The organism is Nostoc sp., from assembly GCF_036917535.1.
Taxonomy (GTDB): domain Bacteria; phylum Cyanobacteriota; class Cyanobacteriia; order Cyanobacteriales; family Nostocaceae; genus Nostoc.
In genome coordinates this window covers 1-22,030 of sequence record NZ_JBALDA010000065.1, presented here as the reverse complement: position 1 = coordinate 22,030, position 22,030 = coordinate 1, and the positions used below count along the sequence as shown (strand labels likewise).

Below are 22,030 nucleotides of genomic sequence, written 5' to 3'. Positions count from 1 at the left end.
TTGGGGTGCAAATGACAACTACCAAAAATAATTATGTGTAGTTAATAGCGCTCCATACTCATAATTCCATAACAATTACAGGAGATATAAAAATGACGGTTTCAACAATTTCACCCGGACGCCAATTTTTTGACAAACATATTGAGACTATTTCTGCCGGAAAAATCGATGAAATGGTGGATAGGGATTATGCAGAAGATGCTGTATTAATCACCTTCTTTAATGGCTTTGATAATACACCTGCACCCATTACAGTTAATGGTCGTGAAAATATTAAAAAATTCTTTCACGACTACCTGAAAACAATTGAATATATTGATATCGAATCCCTCGACTTCACAGAAGCAGAAAATGCTATTTTTTTCCAAGCAAAATTCAACTGTAAACTTGGTCAAGTATCAGTTGGAGATGCCTGGACTATCCGTAATGGACAAATTGCTTATCACTTTGGTTTTTGGGTTTCTTAAAATAAGGCTAATTCCTGAGACTCGTGCTTGTTTGTAGTTTACAACTAACGCCAACTACAAACGAGTTAATTTAAGCGACTTCGTTTCTCAAAAATATCCCACTGTTCACAATCAACAGGAGCCAGTGTGTTGGGCGGCTCTGCCGACTTGAAGCAACTGGCGTTCATCAGTCAGCAACTTCAAACGGGATAATTTATTTCTTGAGTTGCCTAAGTACGACTCGATTTTATTTCCCATCCTCACGATAACTTCTTTCAGTCTGAATACCATACATAGAGGATTAGTATGAGTACACCAATAGAACAATTGCTTGTATCTCCCATCAGCAAGCTTTACAAAGAGCATATCGGCTTCATTAAAGCGAAGAATGTTGATGGTTTACTCAACCAATATAGCGATGATGCTTTACTTATTAGTACCTTAACTGAAAATCGCCAGCCACTCTACGTGCAAGGTCGTCAAGCACTCAAAGAGTTTTTTGAAGGTCGTATTTTCGGTTTAGAAGATTTTGAAATCAGTCTTAACCAGTGGGCTGAAACCGAAAACACGCTGATGATGGTGGAGGAGCTAAAAACCACAAGTAAGACTGGGGAAGTCGGTAGTGTAGAGTTTTACGATAACTGGTTTTTGCAAGATGGAAAAATCGCAATTCACTTTGCTGGTGTAATCCAGTATCCAGATAAAACTTATGCAAATGCAGGAACAGTTAAAACAGAAGTACCCACATCTCCATTAGGCAAGTTTTATAAAGAGCATATTGGCTTCATTAAAGCCAAGAATGTTGATGGTTTACTCAACCAATATACTGAAGATGTCCTGCTTATTAGCACTTTAACCGAAAATCGCAAGCCGCTTTACGTGCGCGGTCGTCAAGCGCTTAGAGAGTTTTTTGAAAGTCGCATCTTCAGTCTAGAAGATTTTGAGGTCAAGCTTGACCAGTGGGCTGAAACTGAGAACACGCTGATGATAGTCGAAAGCCTGAAAACCAGAAGCGTCAATGGCGATGTTGGCGAGGTGAGTTTCTATGATAACTGGGTGCTGCGCAATCGCCAAATCGCCGTTCACTTTGCTGGTGTAATTCAGTACCCCGATGGCTCATACGCGTAACTAAGTTCACTTTTTTTGTGTCAGTAAGGACTGAAGTAATGGCTTTACTAAAAGTTTCTCAAATGGCAATCAGCTGCAAAGATCCGATTGCAACTGAAAAGTTCTACACGAAATATTTCGGTTTTAAGCGAGCAAGGGTTGCACCAATTGGCAATAATGAACAGATTGTCTTTCTGAAGTTGGGTGATATGTACCTTGAACTTTTCCAAGCCAAGGGAGAAACCCCTGTCGCTTTAGCTACCCAAGATGGGCCCACCTATCCGGCTTGGCGTCATTTTGGTTTCCAGGTTGATGATGTTGATGCTAAACTGGCTGAAATCGGCAAGGATGCAAAAGTAACCCTTGGCCCACTCAACTTTGATAGCTTTATTCCTGGGTGGCGCACCGTTTGGGTATCCGACCCAGATGGCAATATCGTTGAGATCAGCCAGGGATACGTCGATCAGGATAATCCACCACCATTGCAGGTAAATTGAGGATAATTTCAACTTAACTATATACAGCATTCCTCAATAGGAGATGAACAAGTTCACAATCAAAATCCTTGTCCACCAGGGCAAACGCATCTAAAGTATAAGAATCCTTTAATAGCAAGGGTTTTGACGTTTTTAAATTTAGCCTCTTTTTTCGTCAATATCCTTATCCAACAAGGGTTTCAGAAATACAGTGCGTTCGCTCTGCCTTGTCCACTAGCTAATTTTTGTAGGACTTACACAAGATATTCTCTAAAACTCTTATTACTTCGTGTCCTTTGCGTTCTTATGGTGCGTCTGCACTTGCGTTCGCAGTTTGTTTTTTGATAATTTTGCGTAAGTCTTACTTTGTTCAAAATCTAAATTGAATTGCTGTATAAAGTTTAATTGTTGAGCGACAGAAATAAACTTATGAATACTTTCATAAATTGGAAAACCCTTAACTGGTCTGAATATGGTGCAGAGTTGGTGGGAACTGCTTTCAATCTCTTGGTTGGATTTAGTATCATTACCTTCAATTTTGGCAAAGGCTTGCCTATGGAGCATCTCATCCCGGCAGTGAGTCCTCGTTTATTAATTAATGGTCTCTTTTTTGCTGGAAGCGGTGCATTATTTAGTATTTCTCCTTTAGGAAAACTGAGTGGTTCGCACCTCAACCCTTGCTTATCATTTGCGTTTTGGTTGCAAGGTAAAATGCATAAACAGGATTTAATTGGATATATTTTTAGTCAATTTATTGGTGCAATTATTGGCACATCTTTAGCATTAGCTTTGTGGGGGAATTATCTGATCAGCGTCAATTATTGTATCACTTCACCAGGAATAAATTATCCTTTGTGGTATGTATTTATAGCTGAATTTTTATGACATTTTTGTTAGTGCTGTCTATCTTTATCTTTTTGAGTCATCATCATTTATTACGCTGGACACCTGTAATGGTGTGGCTTTTAGTTGCAACTATGGTTTGGTTGGGAGCGCCCATTTCTGGAACCAGTTTGAATACAGCACGCAGCTTTGGCCCTGCTTTATTAGCATGGTCTTGGCAAAACCAGTGGCTTTATTATATTGCATCTCCACTTGGAGCATTAGTTGGCGTAAAAGTTTTTCAACTTATATCTATGGGAGAACGCGAAGTTTTGACAGGCAAACTTTTTCATGTTCCCAATTACCGTTGTATTTTTAAAAATGTTAAAGTACCACATCTTAAAAGGCATGAGCAGATTTAACCCGAAACTAACAAAGTTAGCTTGCAGGATTTGAACAGCAAAAAATTTGGCACTTTACTTATTATTTAACTTTTAGTAAAGAATAATCTATGAGTTTTATTTTTAGCAAAATCGCCAAGAACAAAGCTAAAATGATGTGATATGCAAAGCATCTACCAAAAGCGATCGCGCAATTTTTCACTACATCTGAGTCTTACCAACGGTAGAGTATTTTCATCTTACCAAAGTGATATAAGAGGAGCGATAATAAATCAACACTCAGGAATCAGAAGTTCTAATTTGTATATTAATTTATCAAATATTTTTCTGATTGTTGAACTGGTTTAATTCTTGGAATTTGTGAGGAGTAAAAGCTCTGCTACAGAGTTTTCTCTGAATTCTGACTCCTATTCTTATAGTTTAGAATCATTTATAAACCCTAGAAAACATCAAAATACTTTAGAAGGAGAAAGTCAATGAAGAAACTAGAAGGTAAGGTAGCTTTAGTAACTGGTAGCAGCGGCGGAATTGGTCAAGCTATTGCTGTACATCTTGCTCAACAAGGTGCAAATGTTGTAATTGACTACCGTTCTCATCCTGAAGGCGCTCAAGAAACTCTGTCTAAAGTAGAAGCAGCTGGTAGCAAAGGCTTAACTATTAAAGCTGACTTGAGTGTAATTAGCGATATCCGCCAACTTATAGACCAAGGTATTCAATACTTTGGCAAGCTAGATATTCTCGTGAATAATGCTGGAATCGACGGTCGAAATGCTGACTTCTGGGACATCAGCGAAGCCGACTATGACGCAGTAATCGATCTCAACCTCAAAGGCACATTTTTCGCCACTCAAGCCATAGTACAGTACTTCATCGAAACCAAGCGAACTGGTAAAATCATCAATATTAGCTCCACCCATGAGGAAATAGCATTCCCCCATTTCACTGGCTACTGTGTTAGCAAGGGTGGTGTAAAGATGATGATGCGTAACTTAGCAGTTGAACTTGGCCCTCTGGGAATAACAATTAACAACGTAGCCCCAGGAGCAATTGAGACACCAATCAATAGTAAGCTGTTAAATGACCCCGAAAAATTGGGAGCGTTGTTGAAAAATATTCCTTTAGGTCGTTTAGGTAAGCCAGAGGATATCGCACCTATAGTCGGCTTCTTAGCCTCAGCCGATGCTGACTACATTACAGGGGCAACCTTTTATGTAGATGGAGGACTCAGCCGAAACTATCATGAGCAGTAGGTAGTTTGTGTTGGCTCTACTCTACCGTTATAGAGTTGAATAGCAGGCTTGTTTAGTTCATTTGTTGAGGCAAGTAGGGGAAACTGTACTGAAGCCGCCGATCAGAACTCTATTACTACCTAAGTGAGATCAAACGGCTCTGTATGACCCCTGTTTTGTCACTCTGGGGAGAAAATATTACCCTTATCTTCAGATTTAGACATCATCAAGAATTGAGCGATCGCATCTCCATTTTTTGATTGAAATTGCCTTGTTGCAAAAAAACGTAAAAACAAAAGTTTGAGATTCTTCTAGAACAGCCTTGTGCTAAAGATTTTTAATTCCAAATCCAAAATTCCTATGACTCAAGAAGAAGCAAGATTAGCAGCAGACCGCGAGCGCACAGCCTACTGGAAACGATGGGGTTCGTACCTGAGTGAACGACAATGGGGAACAGTACGGGAAGACTATAGCGCTGATGGTAACGCCTGGGAATTTTTTCCCCACGACCATGCTCGCTCCCGTGCCTATCGCTGGGGAGAGGATGGGATTGCAGGAATTTCTGATAATCATCAGCGACTATGTTTTGCGATCGCTCTGTGGAATGGTGAAGATGCAATTCTCAAAGAGAGGCTTTTCGGTCTCACAGGGAATCAAGGGAATCACGGGGAAGATGTTAAAGAATATTACTTCTACCTGGATAACACCCCTACTCACTCCTACATGAAATATCTTTATAAATATCCCCAAGCTGCTTTCCCATACAACCAGCTGGTAGAAGAAAATCGACGCAGAGATCGCCTTGCCCCAGAGTTTGAATTAATCAACACAGGTATATTTGACCAAGACCGCTATTTTGATGTATTCGTTGAGTACGCCAAGGCCTCACCCGACGATATTTTGATTCAAATTACTGCAATTAATCGAGGTCCAGAAGCAAAAACGCTGCATTTGTTACCAACGCTTTGGTTCCGCAATACCTGGTCTTGGACTGATAATCAACAAGAAAAGCCGTGGCTGAAAATTAGCCAATCTAACTCTGACCTCAGTACCATTGAAGCTTATCACCCCTGTTTAGAAACCCGATGGCTGTACTGTAATGGAACTCCAGAACTACTTTTTACAGAAAATGAGACTAATAATCAAAGATTATTTGGGGTTAATAATGCTTCAGCATACGTTAAAGATGGAATAAATAATTATGTGGTAAATGGGCAAAAAACAGCTGTTAATCCCAATCGGATTGGCACTAAATTTGCAGCTCGTTACCAATTAGAAATCGGTGCAGGCGAAACTAAAACAGTGCAGCTGCGATTAAGTGACACGCAAAATTTAATTGCCCCATTTGGGAGTGAATTTGATACTATTTGGCAACAGCGCCAGCGCGAGGCAGATGAATTTTATCAGCGGATTTGTCCGTTGCCGATGTTAGAGGACAGGCAGAATGTCCAGCGACAGGCATTTGCTGGCATGTTGTGGAGTAAACAATTTTACTATTATGTAGCTGAACAATGGCTAAAAGGCGATCCGGCTGGGCCGCCGCCGCCAGCATCGCGACTGGGCGGCAGAAACCATGAATGGTTTCATGTATTTAACGACGATATACTTTCCATGCCGGACAAATGGGAATATCCTTGGTTTGCAGCTTGGGATTTAGCTTTTCATGTAATTCCGCTCTCGATGATCGATCCCGACTTCGCCAAATTGCAACTGAGTCGCTTGACACGAGAATGGTATATGCATCCTAACGGTCAGCTACCAGCTTATGAATGGGCTTTCGGTGATGTCAATCCGCCCGTTCATGCTTGGGCAACATGGCAGGTTTATCAGATTGAGCAAAAAATCTATGGTCGTGCGGATAAAAAATTTCTGGAGAGTATCTTCCAGAAATTACTGTTAAACTTTACTTGGTGGGTTAACCGGAAAGATTTTGAGGGTAAAAATATCTTTCAGGGTGGCTTTCTAGGTATGGATAATATTGGTGTCTTCGACCGTAGCGTTCAACTACCAACTGGTGGATATCTGCAACAAGCTGATGGTACAAGTTGGATGGCGATGTATTCTCTAAATATGTTAACGATCGCCTTAGAGTTAGCAAAAGAAAATTCTACCTACGAAGACATCGCCAGCAAGTTTTTCGAGCATTTCTTGTACATTGCTGATGCCATGAACGGCGTTGGTGATGCTGAAATAGCATTATGGGATGAAAGCGATGGCTTTTACTACGATGCCCTACATTCACCTAATGGTAATCAATTCCCAATGAAAGTGCGATCGCTGGTGGGGTTAATTCCATTGTGTGCCGTGAGCATTTTAGAACCAGAAACCTTAGAGCGACTCCCAGGCTTTAAGCAAAGGACGCAATGGTTTTTGAAAAATCGCCCCGACCTGACTCGAAATATCGCTTGTATGCAGAAACAAGGTGTTGGTGAGCGCCGACTGCTAGCGATAGTTTATGCAGATAAACTCCGTCGCATCTTAGAAAAGATGTTAGACGCAACAGAATTCTTTGGCGCTTATGGTATTCGCTCTGTTTCTAAAGTTCATGCATCCGCTCCTTACGTTTTGACGGTAGATAATCAGGAGTATCGAGTCGATTATGAACCTGCCGAGTCTACCACAGGAATGTTTGGCGGTAATTCTAACTGGCGTGGACCAATTTGGTTTCCGATTAATTATCTACTCCTAGAATCACTGCAAAAGTTTTATCACTACTTCGGCGATGATTTCAAAGTTGAGTGTCCCACAGGTTCAGGTCAAATGATGACGCTCGAGGAAGTATCAATTGAATTAGCTCAAAGGCTGATCCAAATTTTTCTGGCAGATAGTTCTGGTAGACGACCTTTTTATGGTGGAATAGAAAAATTCCAAACTGACCCGAATTGGCACGATCTGATTTTGTTCAATGAATATTTTCATGGAGATAATGGCGCTGGTATTGGTGCTAGTCATCAAACTGGTTGGACAGGTTTAATTGCCAAATTAATTCAGCAATGTGCAGAACAGGTATTGTCAGATTAATATAAGGATTCAGGTCTAAAATTGCGGAAGTAAAGAAGGGCGAGATTGAGAATTAATAGAGTCAGCCAGTAGTGCTTGTGCAAAAAAAACAATTACAGACCTATCTTGACGGCGACAAGTCTGCATCACCGTCAACAAATTGGCAGTATGTTGAAACCGCTCCATCGAACGGGAACCACCACTGACCTTACGTTTTGTCACAGCCAAACGTAGCGATTGTTCAGCTAAGTTGTTATCTGGAGGAACTTCAGGGTTATTGAGGAAATACCACCATTGAGAGGCTTTATCCCGCAAAGAGCGTAAAAGGTTTCCGGCTTTTGCCCCTGTTTTGTGTAATTGCTCAATCACGATCGCCTGCCTGATGATGATTTCTACCAGTTCATCCTTCAGCAACTGGTTTAGCTTGTCTCTATCTTGTTCTGCTGGCAGGTTTTTGTTCATTATTGCGATACTCTACCCTTTAGATCCCTTTTGTCAATCCCCTACCACCTGAATCCTTACGTTTAATCTTTTAAAGAGGAATAGTTAAAAATATTTTTATTTATCTAATTTTTATTATCAAAAAAATATAAACATATCTCTAAAGTTCAACCCTTGTAGCTTTATAAAAAACTTATTAAAGTAGTTAATATAAGCTATTAGTAGGAAATTAAATCACCGAAAAAAGTAGATTTAATTTTTCTGATTTAGTTGAAAAAGTTTAATTTAGCAAATACTCAAGATTAATGAGTATAAAGTTTTGAGATGCTAATACAAACAATTAGCCTTATCAAGGGCAAAATTGTAGTCAAAAACAATGGAGCTTTTAAGACTTTTAGCCATTAATAAATTGCTAAAAAACTCATCATTAAACACCAGTAATAGTTTTATGAATGGCTAAAGGTGTGCTAAATATCCCACTAGTAAAATGCTGTAAGGACAAGAAGCAAAAATGACCTTAACTACAGATAGACATCAGCTTGAACCAACAAAATTAGAGTACCAAGTAGAATCAGGATGTTCGCATCCTTTCGGTGCAGTGCCAGACAAAGATGGAGTAAACTTTTCCATTTTTTCAGAACATGCTACTTCTGTCGAACTCTTATTGTTCGATCAAGATGATGCTTTGCAACCAACACAAATTATTCAGTTAAACCCAAAGCTGAATAAAACCTTTCACTTTTGGCATGTCTATGTCAGAGGGTTAAAACCGGGTGTTCACTATGCTTACCGAGTTAATGGTAATCCAGATTTACACCAGGGAGGACACCGCTTTAATAAAAATAAGGTACTGCTCGATCCCTACGCTAAAGGAAACACTAACACTCTTTGGCAGCGTAACGATGCTTTAGGGTCAAAAGACAACTTAACTACTTCTATGCGTAGTGTAGTTATAGATATATCAGATTATGATTGGGAAGGCGATCGCCCCCTCAATCGTTCAATGAGTGATACCATTATTTACGAGGTACACGTTGGCGGATTTACTAGGTCAGCCTCTTCTGGCTGTAAATATCCCGGTACTTTTTCCGGAATTATCGAGAAAATTCCTTACCTCAAAGAGTTAGGAATCACAGCTGTTGAACTCTTGCCAATATTTGACTTTGATGAAAAGAACATTCTCCGAGAAGTCAACGGTAAGGAACTAAAAGACTATTGGGGATACAACCCGCACAGCTACTTTGCTCCTGAAGCTTCATATTGTGCTTATCCTGATGTCGGAAATCATATTAGAGAGTTCCGAGATCTGGTCAAGGTTTTACACAAAGAAGGGATTGAAGTCATTCTAGATGTAGTATTTAACCACACCGACGAAGGTAACCATGAAGGCCCAACCATCAGCTTCAAAGGCCTTTTTAATAGCATCTTTTATCACCAAGTTCCTTGGGATAAACAGTACTACATGGATTACTCCGGGTGTGGCAATACCGTCAACTGCAACCACCCCATAGTAGAAAAATTAATTGTAGATTGCCTGGAATTTTGGGTCAAAGAGATGCATGTCGATGGTTTTCGCTTTGATGAAGCCTCTATCCTATCTCGCAGCCCTGATGGAGTACCAATGACCCATCCACCAGTGATTTGGCACATTGAAACATCCGAAACACTAGCTGACACCAAAATCATTGCCGAGGCTTGGGATGCCGGTGGACTTTATCAAATTGGCGACTTTCCTGGATATCGTTGGGCAGAATGGAACGGACGTTTTCGAGACGACATCCGGCGCTTTGTCAAAGGAGATCCTGGAATAGTTGGGGCAGTTGCTTGGCGAATTGCTGGAAGTGCTGACCTTTATGAATCGAGTAGACATTTACCGATTAACAGCATCAACTTCATTAGCTGTCATGATGGGTTCACCCTCAATGATTTAGTTTCGTACAACGACAAGCATAATGAAGCAAATGGTGAAAACAATCAAGATGGCATCAATGACAATTTAAGTTGGAATTGTGGGGTTGAAGGAGAAACTGACAATCCAGAAATTGATGCATTACGTCGGCGACAGATTAAGAATTTCGCAGCCATTCTCATGCTCTCTCAAGGTGTACCCATGCTTGTGGCTGGTGATGAAGTCAGACGTACTCAAAAAGGTAACAACAACGCCTATTGTCAAGATAACGAAATTAGTTGGTTAGACTGGAATCTTGCCCAGAAGAATGCTGATATTTTCAGGTTCTTCAAACTGATGATTAATTTCCGCAAGTGCTACTGTCACTCTGCCTTACGTCGTAATAATTTTTTCACTGGTGAAGTTAACGAACAGGGTTTAACAGATATTGCTTGGCATGGTTGCAAGTTATTTAAACCAGGTTGGCACGACTCTCATGCTAGAGTTCTCGCATTTACTCTCGGCGGCTTTGAAGGAGAAGCAGATATTCATGTCATGCTCAACATGTACTGGCAGGATCTGGAGTTTGAAATTCCTTCTATTAAAGGTAGAAAATGGTGCAGAGTAGTAGATACAGCGTTTCCTTCTCCAATGGATATTGTAGAACCAGGGGAAGAAACTGTAGTTTCGGATAATGTCTATTCTGTTAAAGAGCGTAGTGTTGTTGTTCTGATTTCTAAATAGTTTCCAGTTAATCAATTTCCAATTCGGAGTTAATTCAATGAGTAATCTAGGCTTTTCGTTTTCGGATTTAATTGCTGGGTATGTTACCGCTTTTGATTCAAGTAAGGGAGATTCTGGTAGTTTTGATCTCAAAACCTCAGATGGGAGAAAATTTGAAGTAGCATTGACTTCAATGACATATGCTGAATTAGTACGCAATTTAGATGAGCCTTTCTTTGATTGCACTAGCCGAATAAGTTCAATGCTCGTTCCAAATTGCTATCTTTTCGTGTATGGCATTTTTTATCCTGAGGCAGGTGAGCATAAGTTTGAAGCTAAACACATAGTTTTTCTGGGTAGAACCGAAAATGAGTATCTTTTTGAAAGACCAGATTGGTGGATAAAGCAAATACGAAGCCTTGGTGATTTTTACCTCAACGCCCAGTTTGAAGATGGCGAAATTGATTATCGAAAATATCGCACTGGTATTGGCTTAGTTGGTTCTAAGGAAGATAGTAATCGTCAGGAAACTGACACCATTTCTCGTCTAGTTTACGGTTTTGCCACAGCCTACATGGTGACTGGGGACGATCGCTATCTTGAGGCTGCCGAAAAAGGTACTGAATACCTGCGCCAACACATGCGTTTTCTAGATGAAGGCGAGGAAATTTGCTATTGGTATCATGCTGTTGATGTGAACCCAAATGGCAGCGAGCAGAAAATATTTTCCTCAGAATTTGGGGATGATTATGACGCTATTCCAGCTTATGAGCAAATTTATGCGCTGGCTGGGCCCACCCAAACCTATCGGATAACGGGCGATCCAAGTATTATCAAAGATATTGAGTTGACGATTAATCTGTTTAACAAGTATTTCTTGGACAAGACAGAGAAAGGAGGATTTTTCTCCCATATCGATCCAATTACTCTTAGCTCCGACTCTCCGACTCTAGGCCACAATCGCGGCAAGAAGAACTGGAACTCGGTAGGTGACCATGCCCCAGCTTATTTGATCAATCTTTGGCTGGCGACTGGCAAGGAAGAATATGCAAATTTCCTTGAGTACACCTTCGACACCATTGAAAAGCGGTTCCCGGATTATGACCATAGCCCATTTGTTCAAGAACGTTTTTATGAGGATTGGAGCCACGATACAACTTGGGGATGGCAGCAGAATCGAGCAGTTGTAGGTCATAACCTGAAAATTGCTTGGAACTTAATGCGGATGAACCATCTCAAACCAAAAGAAAACTATGTGACTTTGGCAGAAAAGATTGCACAAATCATGCCAGCAGTCGGTAGCGACCAACAGCGTGGAGGGTGGTACGATGTGGTTGAACGTACCTTAAAACCAGGACAAGAGGTACACCGCTTTGTTTGGCATAACCGGAAGGCTTGGTGGCAGCAGGAACAAGCTATCTTAGCCTACCTGATTCTGACTGGCTCACTTGATAAACCTGAATATCAACGCCATGCACGTGAAGCGGCAGCTTTCTATAATGCTTGGTTTCTTGATTACCTGGCTGGGGGTATCTACTTCAATGTTCTGTCAAATGGAATTCCCTACTTATTAGGAACGGAGCGAGGCAAGGGGAGCCACTCAATGAGCGGTTACCACTCCTTTGAACTAGCTTACCTAGCTTGCGTTTATACCAATCTGCTGATTACTAAACAGCCAATGGATTTGTACTTCAAACCAAAGCCAGGTGGTTTTAAAGACAACATTCTGCGAGTTGCGCCAGATATTTTGCCACCAGGCAGTGTGCGGATTGCCGATGTATGGATCAATGGGCAAAAGTATACTGATTTTGATGCTGCAAGCCTAACGGTCAAATTACCAGCTACTCAAGAAGAACTGAAAGTTAAAGTGAAGCTTCTTCCCACTCAAGTATCTTTCGACGCAACACTGTTGGAAGTCAGTAATGGTACTGCCAAAATTTCTTTAACTGGATTACTAGATGCTAGTGCTGTGATCCGTTTTCAAGAAGCAATGACTAAAGCAACTCAACAGCCAATCAATCGTCTGGTCTTATTACTACAAGACCTAGAATGTATTACTACTGCTGGTCTGCGAGCCTTGATTTTTACTAAGCAAAAACTGGGTTCTAATATTGACCTCTATATAGTCGGCGCACCGGAGAACGTGAAACAATTCCTCGTTACGAGTGCATTTTGTGATAGCGTCACTGTGTTGGATGAATATGAAACTGTTGAGATGGCGAGTGTGTAAGTTGCCTTGAAAGACATTTTAGTAGTCCTAATTGGATAAAAGATACATGATTCCAACAAGGGAACTGCGGTTTATCTAAAGCTATTAGGACTACGTACAGTTTGGTCAAGGAAAGTTATTTGTTGAAAGGATTAAATGGAACAGGGAGAGTGGGGAGTGGTGGGAAAGTTTTTCTTTTCCTACACCTTAGTCTCCCTTCTAAAATTAAAGTATTAACATATACTTTAAATTTTCAAGCTTTTCTACTTAGCTAAATAATTACAAACCTCATTATTAGAAAGGAGCTATTTTGGTTAATCCTGTACTACTTACTGTTGACGATGACCCCGGAGTTTTACGAGTAATAGAGCGAGATCTCCGACAGGAGTATGGCGATCGCTTTCGGGTACTACGAGCCGATTCAGGTGCAAATGCTTTAAGAGTATTGCAACAGGTAAAACTACGTAACGAGACAGTTGCACTCTGTTTAGTAGATCAGCGGATGCCACAAATGTCAGGCGTGCAGTTCCTTGAACAGGCTATGCAAATTTTCCCGTCTGCAAAACGAGTCTTATTAACTGCTTATGCAGACACCGATGCTGCTGTCTCAGCTATTAATACAGCCAAGATTGATTACTATCTTCTCAAACCTTGGGAGCCGCCACAAGACCTTCTGTACCCAGTTCTTAGCGATTTACTAGACGATTGGGTTTCTTCATACCGCCCAATCTTTGAAGGTATCCGCGTTATTGGCTCCCGTTGGTCGCCCAAGAGTCATCACATTAAGGACTTTTTGGCCCGCAATTATGTGCCTTATCAGTGGTTGGACATTGAGATAGAGGAAGAAGCGCGTCAATGGATTACTTATACTCAATGCAATACTGGGGATTTGCCACTAGTAATATGTCCTGACGGTTCGTATCTGACACAGCCAAACCACGCTGAAATTGCAGAAAAAATCGGGTTGAAGATGCAAGCTCAAATGCCCTTTTACGATTTGGCGATCATCGGGGCTGGCCCGTCTGGTTTGGCAGCAGCAGTCTATGGAGCGTCTGAAGGTCTACGCACAGTGTTGATTGAAAAAGAGGCTCCGGGGGGACAAGCAGGGACAAGTTCCCGGATCGAGAACTATTTAGGCTTTCCCCAAGGAATTCGTGGATCGGAATTAGCTCGCCGCGCTGTTACTCAAGCTAGACGATTCGGGGTAGAAATACTCTCGCCTCAAGAGGTAATTGATATTCGCTTGCAAGATTCTTGTCGGATCATCAAGCTCAAAGATGGGACACAATTAAGCTGTCATGCATTGCTGATTGCCACAGGTGTCTCATATCGCAAGCTTGATGTGCCTGGAATTGAAAATCTGACTGGAGCAGGTGTCTACTACGGTGCGGCAATGACCGAAGCACTCTGCTGTGAAAATGAAAATGTTTATATAGTTGGCGGAGCTAACTCAGCTGGGCAAGCTGCGGTGTACATTTCTAAGTATGCTCGCCATGTGACTATGTTGGTACGCGGCAACTCACTGGCTACAAGTATGTCAAAGTACTTGATAGACCGAATCTTAGCAACAGACAATATCACAGTACGGTTTCACTCCCACATCGTTCAAGTTCACGGCCAGACTAACCTAGAGGCAATTACGATCGCTAACACTAAAACCCACGAACAGGAAACTGTTCCTACAAAGATGCTGTTCATTTTAATCGGTGCAAAGCCGCACACTGATTGGTTAGCTGAGATTGTGGAGAGAGACGAACAAGGGTTTATCTTAACTGGGTCGAGCCTGATACCCAATAAACGATGTTCAAAGGCATGGAAACTGGATCGCCAACCCTTCCTGCTTGAATCCAGCGTACCAGGCATCTTTGTAGCTGGAGATGTACGTAACGGGTCTGTGAAGCGAGTTGCTTCTGGTGTTGGAGAAGGTGCGATCGCTATTCAGTTCATCCATCAATATCTAAGTAAGGTATGATTATGTTTGATGCTTTGCGCCAAGTGTCGCTTTTTGCACAATTGACAGACAAGCAATTCCAATGGTTGTCCGAACGCGCCAGTGAACTATGGCTGGTTCCAGGAGAATACATAGCTTTTGAGGGAGAACCACTAGACAATTTCTACGCACTGATAGAAGGTGAAATCGAGTTTACCAAAAAGGTCGGTAATGCAGAAAGACAGGTAATAAGTTTTGGTGCTCAAACATATACAGGTCATGAGTTGATTCTATTAGATGCTCCTTACCATCTGGTCAACGTGCGTGCTGTGAAAGCAAGCTATATGTTGAAATGGGACACAGATGTTTTCTGGGAAATGTTTACAACCTGTCCGTTAATTACACGTGACCTTTTAATCGTCACGGCGCAACGGGTGCAAATGTTGGAGTCTATGTCACAACACCACCAAAAGCTAATTGCCCTTGGTACTTTAGCAGCTGGCCTGGCTCACGAGTTGAACAACCCAGCAACAGCCGTCGTCCGAAGTGCAAAGCATTTGCACCTCATCTTTCAACAATTGCCATACCTTGGACTCAAACTCAATCACAGGCAGATGACAAAAGAACAACTGCTGTTTCTTGACAATTTGCTGCACACAGTAATTGCACATGCCGAAACACCCTGTGAGTTAGATGATTTACTAGCCCAGAGCGATCGCGAGCAAGAGGTGACAGCCTGGCTGGATTTACACAACGTGCCTGATGGCTGGAAAATTGCTTCTTCCTTAGTCCGGGGAGGACTGGATACTCAACGCTTGGATAGGATCGTGGAGCATTTACCCATAGAATCACTTGCTGAAGTTCTAGCTTGGCTCGAAGCCACACTTACAGGAATTGAGCTGTTGGACGAAATTGACCAAAGCTCGGGGTGCATCTCCGAACTAGTCAAAGCGATTAAAGAGTACTCTTATATGGATCAGGCTCCGATGCAGGAGGTAGATATACATCAGGGACTTGAAAGTACGCTAACTATTCTTGGTCATAAGCTCAAAGGCGGCATTACTGTAACGCGCAATTATGACCGCAGCCTACCTCTAATCTCGGTCTATGGTAGCGAACTCAACCAGGTATGGACGAACCTGATTGATAATGCGATCGATGCAATGAGTGGACAAGGACAAATCAGGATTCGCACAGTGCAAAAAAATAAGTGTGTACTAGTAGAAATTGCCAACAACGGTCCAGTCATTCCGCCAGAGATCCAAGAGCGGATATTCGAGCCGTTCTTTACCACTAAGGGGGTGGGTCAGGGAACAGGTTTAGGTCTAGTCATTAGTTACCGAATTGTTGAAAAGCATAAAGGCGAGATCCGCTTGTTCTCCGAACCAGGAAACACGCGTTTTCAGGTTATTCTGCCCATATCTTTGGCCGAAACAACATCTGAATGCATGAATACCCATTTGTAACACTTAATAATACAAGTATGCAGTTTATAAACAGTTGCTCCCAGGAGTGTATGGGATGAACAAATGGTTGAAATCTCCTGAGTTACGTATTAGTGAAGATAACGAAGAAGAACGGCATGCGACATGGTTAGAACTCTTTTTCGATCTATTTTTTGTGGTTGCGATTTCGGAGCTTGCTCACAATCTCAATCGGGATGTCTCATTATCGGGCTTCCTTGGCTTTCTGCTGCTGTTTGTGCCGATTTGGTGGTCTTGGATTGGCGCTACGTTCTACGCCAATCTATTTGATACTGATGATTTGGGACACCGACTTCTGACTGCATTACAAATGCTTGCAGTGGCAGCACTAGCAGTGAACGTACACGACGGGTTAGGTAAAAGTTCAGTTGGTTTCGCCCTTTCCTACGCTGTTGTTCGGGTGTTGCTCGTCGTCGAGTTCTTACGTGCTGGAAGACATCTAGTTACAGCACGACCACTCACGACCCGAATCGCCAGCAGTTCTGGACTAGGGGCATTGATTTGGCTGGTGTCAGTATTTGTACCATTGCCACTACGATTTGGGTTTTGGATTTTAGCACTGACGGTAGAATTTGGAATAATATCGACAGCAGGAAAATCTGTGCATGTGGAACTGGCTCCCCATGCTTCACACTTGCCTGAGCGTTTTGGCTTATTTACCTTGATTGTGCTGGGCGAGACAGTCTTAGCAGTAGTTAATGGTGTCGCGCAGCAGCAGTGGAACTTCTCATCAGCATATACTGCCGTGTTTGGGTTGAGTATTGCTTTTAGTTTGTGGTGGCTGTATTTTGACAACCTTGGTGGCTCAGCAATCCAGGCTGCTCGTGCCTGCCGCCACATAGGAGCTTATCAGACTTGGGTCTATATGCACTTACCGTTGGTAATTGGTATTGCCGCTACCGGAGTTGGGGTAGAGCACGCCTTGGCAAGTAATACAGGTTTAGTACTGGCGTCTGTTGAGCGCTGGCTAATTTGTGCTAGCTTGGCGCTGTGCTTCTTTACACTTGGAATCATTTATCTTACTGGTGTGAGTACCCAAACCAGACTAAGCTGCAAAGTTCGGGCGGGGTATCGCTTTGTAGCAGCAGCTATTATTTTGATTCTTGCTGTAGTTGGCAGTGGTTTGTCAGCTATGGAGTTGATTGGGCTTATAGCTGCGGTTGGTGCTGTTCAAATTATCCTCGACCTGCGTCAGGTTACTAGTTTTTTATAAATGATTCCGAGAGATACTGTCGTCGGCTAGCCGAATGCCTAATAGTAGGCAAAATTTGTGATCTATTTGTTGTCAAATCTTTAAGAGGCAAATTTTGACAACAATTTGTTGTCAAATTCTCATAGACATCAGCTGCTGCAATCAAATAATTCGATTTTTGACAGCTATGCCCAAAGTGATCGCGACAATATTCCTCAAATGTGCGATGGGTTGAACGGTACAGTCTGCGATCGCGCAATTCTGCCAACGCTCTACCTGCTTCAAAAAACGCTTTTTCCACACGGCGCTCTAGGTAAAGGCGATCGCGCTGTTCTTCCTCTGTCAACTCTAGAATTTCAACAGCAGTAACCGTAATTGTTGCTGAAGCGGGATCTACTTGCTGGGAAATATCCTTGTTTGCAAAGCTAGTTGCTGAAGTTGAATCGGTAGATGCGACAGAAGTGGCTTTTTTGCGTTTAGAAGCTGGTTTAGAAGGTGGTTTAGCCATTATTCCACGCTTTTAGCTCAGTGGCATTTGCTCATAAATTGTAACGGCTGCTAGACAGAGCGGAGTTAATCACGGCGTAATTATTCTCATTACAGGCGATCGCAGTTGTCAAGTGATGCCTACGGCGGGCTACGCCTACGCCTCTCACCAGATTCTCAACAATCTCCATTAAATCAATCCAACCAACAATATCCATTCCCCAACACTGGGGCTACCCTCGCTTTGCCTTGGAACAGCGTACACAACAAACAGGTTAATATTCCTTGCGTGAGTACTACCATCAACTCAAAGCTCACCAAAATAATCGTTTTGAGTCGCAAAAGTAAAATTTAAGGCAAGGCGACCAAAAAATGACATCGCTTTCTTCTCAGCCTGTATCTACTATTTAATTTTAGTGTATATGTACTATACAAAAGTACTATTGCTGATATTTGCTGCTTGATTCTTCCAGAGTACACTGAGCGATCGCATAGAAGGCGGTGCTATTCGCGGTGCTAACCTTTTCCATAGTTTTCAGGAATTCAATGTCAGAGATGGACGAGGAGCTTATTTCAACAATCCGGCTGGGATTGAGAGTATTTTCAGCCGAGTCACGGGGAACAACGCCTCAAATATTAATGGGAAACTCGGCGTACTGGGTAATGCTAATTTATTCTTACTCAACCCCAACGGAATTCTTTTTGGGCCCAATGCATCGTTAGATCCAAATGGTTCATTTTTAGGTAGTACAGCGAATGCTTTAAAGTTTGGAGATGGGAAAGAGTTTAGTGCAACGAATCCTACAACCCCGCCATTACTATCTGTGTCGGTGCCTTTGGGAGTGCAATTTAACCAAGGACAACCAAGTGCGATCGCTAATTTTGGGAACCTCTCAACAAGGCAAAACCTAACGCTGTTAGGAGGTACAGTAGCTAGCACAGGGCAGTTGTCAGCACCAGAAGGACAGATTGCTGTTGCAGCAGTGCCAAATGGTAGTGTTCTCAACCTGAGTTCAACAGGACAACTACTAAATATTGCTGCCCCATCATCAGGAGTGCCTGAAAATTTATCATCCTCTTTAGCTGAGTTAATACAAAACAGTAATCTACCAGGGCTGACAGTAAACAGCAACGAACAGGTAGAGTTTGTGGGTTCAGGCTTATCTGTAGTAGATGGTGATGTCGTAGCCAAGAACGTTATAGCTAAGACTGCAACACTCACAGCGCATCACAATTTAACTTTGGTAGAGAGTCAGATAGGTACGACTGGAGATTTGAATCTGTTAGCAGGGGATACAGTGCGGGTGCTTGGATATTAGAGCAGGTGTAGATGTAAATGCGATCGTGGGTACTCCAATTGAAGGCAATCTCATTCAAGTACTTAAACTTACAGGAATACCGAATAGTAATGAAATTGCCAATCTTACTAGAAGTGACAATGGGCCAACAAGCGCGAACATCAAAATAGGAAGTATTGTTAGCAGACGAGTTAATGGTCAAATTTTTTTAACTAATCAATACAAGCAAAATACCCGTTTAGCTCAAGGTTCAATTGAAATCACAGAAGCAGAAAGAGTACCTAATCTAGAACCATATTCAGTTTATGCCCCAGGTAATGCAGTCACGATGGATTATAGAGGTAGTGTCCGAATTAATCAAGGTATTAATACTGGCAGACCAACAGATAAAAGTGGAGATATAAAAATACTTAGCGTAAGAAATATTAATATCTCTAGAGGAAATAACATCTTTAATGCTGGGTTAGTTGCTGTAGCGAATGATAACCAAGTAAATAATACTTAGAGGATGTTTTAAAAGTCCAAGTAAGTCAAAATTTATGCGAGTCGTCGAACCATGATACGTATCATCGCAATATAAATAAAAGTCTCGGAAGTTTGTGGTAGGCGTTCATAATCTTTACTCAAACGTCGACACCAGTTAAGCGTTTTCTTACAATAGCCCCCCACTTTTAAAACATCCTCTAATAAATTGGCTACTTTCACGATATAAGCTATCAGCCAATACTAATTCAATATTAAACCCTGATTCAATTAGCTCTGTAATCATTTCTGACGCTAACTCTATTTGAGTTTTATATTTATCCTCTGCTTTTAGCTTCCTTTTTTTTATTTAGAATACCCGGAAAGTGACAGAAGAGGGATAATCCTCTTCTGTCACTCTCCGAAAACATTTGCCATTTGTGAATTCTAGAGCTTTTATCTACCAGGCGTAGGCGTAGCCCGCCGCAGGCATCGCTCGATTATTTCCTAATAACAAATACAAAACCTATTTTTTTCTAATAGGAAAGCCTGTATTGACTGATTGATAGAGCTTTCAGAGATTAGCTACTCGGAAAGTGACAGAAGAGGTATAACCCAAATTCTTGTTGTGGTAATGCCCACAAACCTTCCTGTTCTGGTCGATACTTAATTCTGTAACGCTCACAAAAGCTATTTTGACTAAATGGCTGAAATCAAGATTTTTCGGAAAAGCTTTGTACTGCAAGAGTTATAGATTATTCTTTCATGAGAGTGATGAAAGAGCGCTAATCAATACGATTCGCAAGTTGAAACTAAGGTTATGTGTATCAAACCATTGTCTATTTTTGCAACCGAACCATTTTCACTTTTTAACATAAGTACTTCATTAGCAACAGTACTCTTATTAAAAATTGCAGCAATCTCTTGGATACAGGCTTGCAACCGTTGAGCTTCTGCAAAAGTTACAGTTGTGGGTTCCTGGTTAATTAATTCGCTTGAGCTTGCCTTTTGTGGGACTCTTTGCCAACATGGGATGCTCTTGCTCCGATGTTCCCTTCGCCATGTTTGCGGGGTTGTATTGTGGAGCCGGAGAAATTGGCGACCGAAATGGCGTCTATCTAGATAGCCAACAGCTTCAGCAATCTGCTCTACCGACTGATCTGTTTCGATAAGTAGACGGCGTGCTTCTACCATACGACGCTCAACAATCCAACAGAGCACGGTTTTTCCAGTCTCTCGCCGTACAAGGTCGGTGAGGTAAGCAGGGGATCGACCGACCGCCTTAGCCACCTCTCTAAGGCTAATTGAATTATGATAATTTGTCTCAATAAATCGAAAAACATGGCTTAACAAAGGTTGGGACTGAAATAAAAAGTTTTCAAGATTTGTCAGTATCGTCGTATTAATAGCGATGTTAACGTTATAAGAGCTAATGTCATTTAATAAGTAATTAGAGTCCATCATATTACCTCATTCATTGTATTAAACCACTTGAATTTCAGATGCTCTGAATTAAATTAGAGCCTAAATATTTCTACATTTATGTCAATTATTAGTTAAATTAAGAGACCAATTCGTTTAAAAGTAGACTTTTCTTTTATCCATTTATAAAGTCGTAATGATAATTAATTTGGTAGATTTCTGATGACTATAGATTCATAAATGTAAAATTAAGTACATAAAAAACTAAGTTATGTAAAATAAGTAAATCCGGATAATAATTTTACTGGCATAGTTATAAAATGGGTAATCGTTTAAGTATCTTCCTGATTATTATGACATTATTATTGATTTAAATTTGTTAAAAAACTCATATAAAACTTCATATAAAACTCATAATTATCATCAGTAATATAATTAATTTGTAAGAGGATATTTAAAATTTGAAGTTGCTCAAAAATTATGTAATTCGTCGAACCATAATACGTTTTGTTTAAGTCCCGATAGGTGAGTTAGCACCGACATAGAGCTTGCTGAGAGGATGTCTGAGAAGTCAAAAATGTCATGCTGAACGTAGCGCCAGCGAAGTGAAGCATTTCACAAATTAACGAAAAATCGAGATTCTTCGTTCCGCTTCGCTTCACTTAGAATGACAAAATATACCTTGCCAAAACTTTTCAGACATCCTCTGAGCTCGACTTTATCCCTTTTTGGCGCAACGGCAACGCTATCGCTGAAACCTTTGTGAGAAGGTAGTTTTACTTTTTTAACTTCATCGATAATCTGTGACGTGGAAAAAGTATTTGCCAAAAAACTAGGATTTTTGCCGGGTAAAGAAAACCGAGTTCTTAATTTTGGATAAAGTCGAGCTAAGGTTTATCCCTCAAATATTTGATGGAGTGAAGTTGTCGGGTAGGTCAGAGATATTTCTACCTCTTTCCCCCCTCAAAACCGTGCGTACAAGTTTCCAAGTACACGGCTTAAGCAAGTCATGTA

The 22,030-nt window shown here is 41.4% G+C and carries 18 protein-coding genes and 2 pseudogenes; 14 read left to right on the top strand and 6 right to left on the bottom strand.

Annotation, left to right across the window (positions count from 1 at the left end):
• Nucleotides 1–92 precede the first annotated feature (92 nt).
• The 7 genes from V7K56_RS21440 to V7K56_RS21410 all read left to right on the top strand — a co-directional run bounded on the left by V7K56_RS21440 (nt 93) and on the right by V7K56_RS21410 (nt 7,502).
• Nucleotides 93–467 carry a nuclear transport factor 2 family protein gene (locus V7K56_RS21440; protein ID WP_334913357.1) on the top strand — a complete coding sequence of 125 codons (375 nt, stop codon included), beginning with the start codon at nt 93–95 and terminating at the stop codon, nt 465–467.
• A gap of 285 nt (nt 468–752) precedes the next feature.
• Nucleotides 753–1,574: a nuclear transport factor 2 family protein gene (locus V7K56_RS21435; protein ID WP_334913355.1), complete on the top strand. Its 822-nt coding sequence runs from the start codon at nt 753–755 to the stop codon at nt 1,572–1,574.
• 62 nt (nt 1,575–1,636) lie between these two features.
• Entirely contained in the window at nt 1,637–2,050 is a 414-nt protein-coding gene (locus tag V7K56_RS21430) for a VOC family protein (RefSeq protein WP_334913353.1), read from the top strand.
• A 408-nt stretch (nt 2,051–2,458) separates the two neighbouring features.
• Nucleotides 2,459–2,914, top strand: coding sequence for an aquaporin (locus V7K56_RS21425; protein WP_334913351.1), 456 nt, complete (start codon nt 2,459–2,461; stop codon nt 2,912–2,914).
• A complete protein-coding gene (locus tag V7K56_RS21420; protein WP_334913349.1) occupies nt 2,911–3,273 on the top strand; it encodes an aquaporin in 363 nt (120 codons plus the stop codon). The genes V7K56_RS21425 and V7K56_RS21420 overlap by 4 nt, the downstream gene beginning before the upstream one ends.
• Nucleotides 3,274–3,728: 455 nt before the next feature.
• Nucleotides 3,729–4,502 (top strand): glucose 1-dehydrogenase, encoded by a 774-nt coding sequence (locus V7K56_RS21415; protein ID WP_334913347.1) that lies wholly within the window; start codon nt 3,729–3,731, stop codon nt 4,500–4,502.
• 339 nt (nt 4,503–4,841) lie between these two features.
• Nucleotides 4,842–7,502 (top strand): MGH1-like glycoside hydrolase domain-containing protein, encoded by a 2,661-nt coding sequence (locus V7K56_RS21410; RefSeq protein WP_334913345.1) that lies wholly within the window; start codon nt 4,842–4,844, stop codon nt 7,500–7,502.
• A gap of 15 nt (nt 7,503–7,517) precedes the next feature.
• Here the strand turns inward: V7K56_RS21410 and V7K56_RS21405 are convergent, their stop codons facing one another.
• Nucleotides 7,518–7,943: an IS66 family transposase gene (locus V7K56_RS21405; protein ID WP_334913343.1), complete on the bottom strand. Its 426-nt coding sequence runs from the start codon at nt 7,941–7,943 to the stop codon at nt 7,518–7,520.
• A 490-nt stretch (nt 7,944–8,433) separates the two neighbouring features.
• Between V7K56_RS21405 and glgX the strand changes: the two genes are divergently transcribed.
• The 5 genes from glgX to V7K56_RS21380 all read left to right on the top strand — a co-directional run bounded on the left by glgX (nt 8,434) and on the right by V7K56_RS21380 (nt 17,369).
• Nucleotides 8,434–10,554, top strand: a complete 2,121-nt coding sequence (gene glgX / locus V7K56_RS21400; RefSeq protein ID WP_334913341.1) for a glycogen debranching protein GlgX — start codon at nt 8,434–8,436, stop codon at nt 10,552–10,554.
• Between the two features lie 37 nt (nt 10,555–10,591).
• Nucleotides 10,592–12,763, top strand: a complete 2,172-nt coding sequence (locus V7K56_RS21395; RefSeq protein WP_334913339.1) for an AGE family epimerase/isomerase — start codon at nt 10,592–10,594, stop codon at nt 12,761–12,763.
• 289 nt (nt 12,764–13,052) lie between these two features.
• Nucleotides 13,053–14,714, top strand: a complete 1,662-nt coding sequence (locus V7K56_RS21390; protein ID WP_334913337.1) for an FAD-dependent oxidoreductase — start codon at nt 13,053–13,055, stop codon at nt 14,712–14,714.
• A 2-nt stretch (nt 14,715–14,716) separates the two neighbouring features.
• A complete protein-coding gene (locus V7K56_RS21385; protein WP_334913335.1) occupies nt 14,717–16,138 on the top strand; it encodes an ATP-binding protein in 1,422 nt (473 codons plus the stop codon).
• Nucleotides 16,139–16,193: 55 nt separating this feature from the next.
• On the top strand, nt 16,194–17,369 hold the full coding sequence (locus V7K56_RS21380; protein ID WP_334913333.1) for a low temperature requirement protein A: 1,176 nt from the start codon (nt 16,194–16,196) through the stop codon (nt 17,367–17,369).
• Here V7K56_RS21380 and V7K56_RS21375 read toward each other — a convergent pair.
• Together V7K56_RS21375 and V7K56_RS21370 are read right to left on the bottom strand one after the other, a co-directional pair.
• A complete protein-coding gene (locus V7K56_RS21375; protein ID WP_442940133.1) occupies nt 17,356–17,856 on the bottom strand; it encodes a hypothetical protein in 501 nt (166 codons plus the stop codon). The two genes, V7K56_RS21380 and V7K56_RS21375, sit on opposite strands and share 14 nt — an antisense overlap.
• 31 nt (nt 17,857–17,887) lie before the next feature.
• Complete coding sequence (locus V7K56_RS21370) at nt 17,888–18,052, bottom strand: hypothetical protein (RefSeq protein ID WP_334913331.1); 165 nt, start codon at nt 18,050–18,052, stop codon at nt 17,888–17,890.
• Between the two features lie 261 nt (nt 18,053–18,313).
• On the opposite strand from V7K56_RS21370, the gene V7K56_RS21365 reads away from it, so the two are divergent.
• Nucleotides 18,314–19,153 (top strand): filamentous hemagglutinin N-terminal domain-containing protein, encoded by an 840-nt coding sequence (locus V7K56_RS21365; RefSeq protein ID WP_334913499.1) that lies wholly within the window; start codon nt 18,314–18,316, stop codon nt 19,151–19,153.
• Nucleotides 19,143–19,637 carry a hypothetical protein gene (locus V7K56_RS21360; protein ID WP_334913329.1) on the top strand — a complete coding sequence of 165 codons (495 nt, stop codon included), beginning with the start codon at nt 19,143–19,145 and terminating at the stop codon, nt 19,635–19,637. Before V7K56_RS21365 ends, V7K56_RS21360 begins: the two co-directional genes overlap by 11 nt.
• A gap of 32 nt (nt 19,638–19,669) precedes the next feature.
• Here V7K56_RS21360 and V7K56_RS21355 read toward each other — a convergent pair.
• The 3 genes and pseudogenes from V7K56_RS21355 to V7K56_RS21345 form a co-directional block, all read right to left on the bottom strand.
• A pseudogene (locus tag V7K56_RS21355) lies at nt 19,670–19,777 on the bottom strand (IS5/IS1182 family transposase); the annotation flags it as partial.
• A gap of 37 nt (nt 19,778–19,814) precedes the next feature.
• Nucleotides 19,815–19,958, bottom strand: a pseudogene (locus tag V7K56_RS21350) (IS701 family transposase); the annotation flags it as partial.
• A gap of 425 nt (nt 19,959–20,383) precedes the next feature.
• Nucleotides 20,384–20,884 carry a helix-turn-helix domain-containing protein gene (locus V7K56_RS21345; RefSeq protein ID WP_334913327.1) on the bottom strand — a complete coding sequence of 167 codons (501 nt, stop codon included), beginning with the start codon at nt 20,882–20,884 and terminating at the stop codon, nt 20,384–20,386.
• Nucleotides 20,885–22,030 lie beyond the last annotated feature (1,146 nt).

Bases quoted from the DNA above. Each gene is read 5' to 3' on its own strand.
- V7K56_RS21440 (WP_334913357.1), top strand. From the start codon at position 93: ATGACGGTTTCAACAATTTCACCCGGACGCCAATTTTTTGACAAACAT.
- V7K56_RS21435 (WP_334913355.1), top strand. From the start codon at position 753: ATGAGTACACCAATAGAACAATTGCTTGTATCTCCCATCAGCAAGCTT.
- V7K56_RS21430 (WP_334913353.1), top strand. From the start codon at position 1,637: ATGGCAATCAGCTGCAAAGATCCGATTGCAACTGAAAAGTTCTACACG.
- V7K56_RS21425 (WP_334913351.1), top strand. From the start codon at position 2,459: ATGAATACTTTCATAAATTGGAAAACCCTTAACTGGTCTGAATATGGT.
- V7K56_RS21420 (WP_334913349.1), top strand. From the start codon at position 2,911: ATGACATTTTTGTTAGTGCTGTCTATCTTTATCTTTTTGAGTCATCAT.
- V7K56_RS21415 (WP_334913347.1), top strand. From the start codon at position 3,729: ATGAAGAAACTAGAAGGTAAGGTAGCTTTAGTAACTGGTAGCAGCGGC.
- V7K56_RS21410 (WP_334913345.1), top strand. From the start codon at position 4,842: ATGACTCAAGAAGAAGCAAGATTAGCAGCAGACCGCGAGCGCACAGCC.
- V7K56_RS21405 (WP_334913343.1), bottom strand. From the start codon at position 7,943: ATGAACAAAAACCTGCCAGCAGAACAAGATAGAGACAAGCTAAACCAG.
- glgX (WP_334913341.1), top strand. From the start codon at position 8,434: ATGACCTTAACTACAGATAGACATCAGCTTGAACCAACAAAATTAGAG.
- V7K56_RS21395 (WP_334913339.1), top strand. From the start codon at position 10,592: ATGAGTAATCTAGGCTTTTCGTTTTCGGATTTAATTGCTGGGTATGTT.
- V7K56_RS21385 (WP_334913335.1), top strand. From the start codon at position 14,717: ATGTTTGATGCTTTGCGCCAAGTGTCGCTTTTTGCACAATTGACAGAC.
- V7K56_RS21380 (WP_334913333.1), top strand. From the start codon at position 16,194: ATGAACAAATGGTTGAAATCTCCTGAGTTACGTATTAGTGAAGATAAC.
- V7K56_RS21375 (WP_442940133.1), bottom strand. From the start codon at position 17,856: ATGGCTAAACCACCTTCTAAACCAGCTTCTAAACGCAAAAAAGCCACT.
- V7K56_RS21370 (WP_334913331.1), bottom strand. From the start codon at position 18,052: ATGGATATTGTTGGTTGGATTGATTTAATGGAGATTGTTGAGAATCTG.